This window comes from Carnobacterium sp. 1290_CSPC, from assembly GCF_001053265.1.
Lineage (GTDB): Bacteria > Bacillota > Bacilli > Lactobacillales > Aerococcaceae > Aerococcus > Aerococcus urinaeequi.
The window spans coordinates 1-4,115 of sequence record NZ_JVVG01000044.1; the positions used below are offsets into that span (position 1 = coordinate 1).

3 protein-coding genes are annotated in these 4,115 nt (G+C 38.7%); 1 reads left to right on the forward strand and 2 read right to left on the reverse strand.

Translation table 11 applies throughout. The features are described 5' to 3' along the window. A partial coding sequence (locus tag AC973_RS03170) for a LysR family transcriptional regulator (RefSeq protein ID WP_048727196.1) occupies positions 1 to 373 on the forward strand: 373 nt, incomplete at its 5' end. Between the two features lie 159 nt (positions 374 to 532). Here the strand turns inward: AC973_RS03170 and metF are convergent. Then, entirely contained in the window at positions 533 to 1,414 is an 882-nt protein-coding gene (gene metF, locus AC973_RS03175; protein ID WP_048727200.1) for a methylenetetrahydrofolate reductase [NAD(P)H], read from the reverse strand. Between the two features lie 3 nt (positions 1,415 to 1,417). Then, positions 1,418 to 3,670 carry a 5-methyltetrahydropteroyltriglutamate--homocysteine S-methyltransferase gene (gene metE, locus AC973_RS03180; RefSeq protein WP_048727202.1) on the reverse strand — a complete coding sequence of 751 codons (2,253 nt, stop codon included), beginning with the start codon at positions 3,668 to 3,670 and terminating at the stop codon, positions 1,418 to 1,420. Between the last annotated feature and the right edge of the window lie 445 nt (positions 3,671 to 4,115).

Sequence of the window (4,115 nt, forward strand, 5' to 3'; positions counted from 1 at the left end):
TGCCCAGCCGTCTTTGTCGAAAGCCATGGCCAATTTGGAGTCTGAGATGGGGGTAACTTTGTTTCAGCGGACGGCTAAGGGGACGGTTCTGACGGTGCAAGGGGAGGAATTCCTCCAGTATGCACGGCAGGTCTTGGAGCAGATTGACTTGATGAACCACCGCTACAAAGAAGGCATTACGGCCAATCGAATATTCTCCATTTCCGCTCAACATTATGCCCTTGTAGTAGATGCCTTCGTAAAGCTTCTTAGCGAAATGGACGCTGATCAATATGAAGCAACCCTAAAAGAAGAGTGGACCTTCGAAGTCTTGGACGACGTAGCCAATTTGAAATCAGAAATTGGTGTTATCTATGCTTCTCAATTACTCTAAGAACAGCTGCGACTCTTTCATCTAACGTATGCTTAGTCCCTCTTTTAGACATAAAAATGCCCCCTTTACAGTAGTAGAGAACTTTTATTATTTCTCTGTCTACTATATTGGGAGCATAGCAAATCACGCTGGAGGCTGTTGCTTTATATAATTTGCTCTTTATACGCCTAAGAGTTCCGTAGTTTGAAACAATGATTTTGTTGCTTGATGAATTTGCCGAGCGGTATCGGATTGATTCATGGTATATAAATGAATGCCATCCACGCCTTGTGTGACTAAGTCGACAATCTGATCAATGGCGTAGGCAAGCCCCGCATCACGCAATGCAACAGGATTGTGTTCATATTTTTCTAAAATTGCTAAAAATTTCTTCGGCAGTTGAGAAGAGCTGACTTTAATTAGACGTAAAGCCTGTTTACGATTTACGATAGGCATGATCCCAGCCAAAATGGGGGCATCAATCCCTGCCAGTGAGCATCCTTCTTTGAACTGATAAAATTGTTCATTGTCAAAGAAAAGCTGTGTAATCAACTGACTGCAGCCAACTTCTACTTTTTTCCTTAGATGCTTGATATCAGAAATCCGGTTGTCTGAATCTGGATGAATTTCAGGGTAGCAAGCACCTGAAATGTCAAAGTAGGGTGCTTGTTCCTGAATAAAAGTAACCAAATCACTCGCATAAGAAAAATCTCTTTTAGGTGGAATTCCTTCAACAATATCGCCTCTAAGAGCTAAAACATGCCGGATTCCTAGTTTTTCAAGCTGTCCAAGGATGGTAGATACTTGTTGCTTGGATAAATAAGCTGCCGGTAAGTGTGCAATGGTAGGAATTCTCAATGTGTTTGTTACATAATCAGCAATTTTGACGGTTGTTTCTTCAATATTAGCTTTGTTATTACTGCAAGTTACGCTAATAAAATTCGGCTGTAAATCCTGTAGTTCATTCAAGGTCTGAATCAATTTTTTTGTACCAACTTGGGTATTCGCTGGAAAAACTTCAAAAGATAGGGAAGTGCCATTTCCTCTTTGAAAATCGGTCATTGCCTACAGCTCCTTTCGAATCGTCTTCACTGCTTGCGTCATGTTTTCCAGGCTCGCTTTTGTTTCACGTTCCCCACGAGTCTTCAAACCACAATCCGGATTAATCCAAACTTTCTCTTTTGGAACCTTTGCTAAAATTGCTCGAATGGTTTCCGTAATTTCTTCCACTGAAGGAATTCGTGGTGAGTGGATATCATAAACACCGGGGCCAACTTGAATTTTAAAGTTTTGTTTTTGTAATTCATCTAAAATTTCCAAATTAGAACGAGACGCTTCAAAGGAAATGACATCCGCATCCATATTCTCAATCGCAGGGATAATATCGGTAAACTCGCTATAGCACATATGGGTGTGGATTTGCGTTTGGGGTTTCACTTTGCTGTGAACCAATCGAAAGGCAGGGATTGCCCAATCCAAATATTCTGAATTCCAATCACTTCTTCTTAATGGCAACTTTTCCCTCAAAGCAGCTTCATCGATTTGAATCACGCGAATACCGTTTGCTTCTAAGTCCAATACTTCTTCCTGAATCGCCAGAGCAATTTGTAAAGTAGATTCACGCAATGAAAGATCCTCTCGAGGGAATGACCAATTTAAAATGGTCACCGGACCCGTTAACATTCCTTTTACGAATTTATCTGTTTGTGACTGCGCATAAGCAGACCATTCCACCGTAATCGGTGCCGCTCTTGAAACATCTCCCCATATGATAGGCGGTTTCACACCACGAGTGCCGTAAGATTGTACCCAGCCATTTTTACTAAATAGATAACCTTCCAAGTTTTGCCCGAAATATTCGACCATGTCGTTTCGCTCAAATTCACCGTGAACCAAAACATCTAACCCAATTTCTTCCTGCCAAGCTAACCAATCATTCGTTCGGTTTGCGATAAATTCTTTATAGTAATCTTGACTGATTTCTTTTCGTTTGAAAAGAGCACGCGTCTTTTTGACATCTTTCGTTTGTGGGAAAGAACCAATCGTTGTAGTCGGTAGTAACGGAAAATTAAAAATGTCCTTTTGCAAAGCTTCTCTTTTTGAAAAATCTGGTTTCCTTGTAAAGGCATCTTGGGACAATTGATTGATTTTTTCCCCTAGAGCAGTATTTACCGCAATTCTTTCTGATGCAAACAAGTCTTTATTTTCAGCCAGAGCAGCGCTGCTTTCTCCATCAAGAATTTCTTTTAATTCAACGAGCTCCTGTAACTTTTCTTTAGCAAAAGAGAAATGCCGCTTGATTTCTTCAGGAAAACTTTCCTTTTCTACTGTGAATGGTACGTGGAGCAAGGAGCAAGAAGTAGACAGGACATAATTTTTCACCCTCAAACTCTCTAATAGGGCCAAGCTTTTCGAATAGTCATTTCGCCAAATGTTTTTTCCGTTAACGACTCCTGCATACAGAAATTTGTCTTCTGGAAAGGCAGTTTGAACCAACTCGATATTTTTAGTACCTTCCACAAAGTCCAAGCCGATTCCTTCTACTGCTAAGGCAGTCAATTCATGATACACGTCACGTACATCACCAAAGTAAGTTTGAATGAGGATTTTCAAGCCAGCTTTATCTGTAAGCAAGGAATCATAAAGATCTACAAATAATTTCTTTTCCGCTTCATCAACATCTTTTACCAAAGCAGGTTCATCTAATTGAATCCATTCTGCACCGATTTCATTCAATTTGTGAAACACTTCTTGGTATCCTTTCACCAAGTCAGCGACAAAGTCACGAGCAGCTAATCCATCTTCAAACTCGCTTAGTTGAAGCAAAGTAAAAGGCCCAACTAAAACAGGGCGGCTATCAATTCCCAAATCCTTGGCTTCTAAGAACTCATCAAAAATTTTGCTCGTACTAATTTGAATAGCGGTGTCTTTTTCAAATTTTGGTACGAGATAATGATAATTCGTATTGAACCATTTTTTCATCGGGAGAGCTTTAATATCGCCTTTTTCTCCTTGGTAACCATGTGCTAAAGTAAAATACTTATCTAGGGAAGATAAGTCACTTTTTTCGACTTCTTTTGGAAGAATATTGAATAGAAATGCAGTATCCAAGGTCTGATCGTAAAAGGAAAAGTCATTACTTGGAATAGAATCAATTCCTGCTTTTTTTAATAGTGTAAAATGCTTGCGCCGGATTTCTTTTCCAATTCGGAATAATTCTTCTTCATTGATTTCGTTTCGGAAATACTTCTCCGTCGCAAATTTTAATTCACGGTTTTCGCCCAACCTGGGGAAACCAATAATGGATGTTTGAGTCATAGTGAATCCTCCTTTGTTGTTATCACCTGAATAATTCATACCTCTAATATCAAAGGCTGTTTTATCTATATTGTTATATTTTCTTTATCGTTTATCATCTTCTATCCTAATTGATTAATTTTTCTGGCCCTTATAATTATTTTGAGTTTTTTCACTTTTCAAACTCAAATTTTGGACGCACTGCTCCTTGGGCCATTTAAAAATTTTTAAAAATCTGGTTATTAAATGTACTGCCGAATCCTTTGGTTTTGCCTGAATACGGTATAAAATTCTCGCTGATAAAGGGGTTCTTTTTCATTACCTAATGGGTGATGAAGCAGATTACTTTAAAGACTAATAAATCAATGTTAGGAAAGACTATTAGTAAAACTATGAATTATTCAGGTTTTGAACTTGTTATGAGTATATGGGTCTGGCATAATAATTACAAATAACTATTATATGT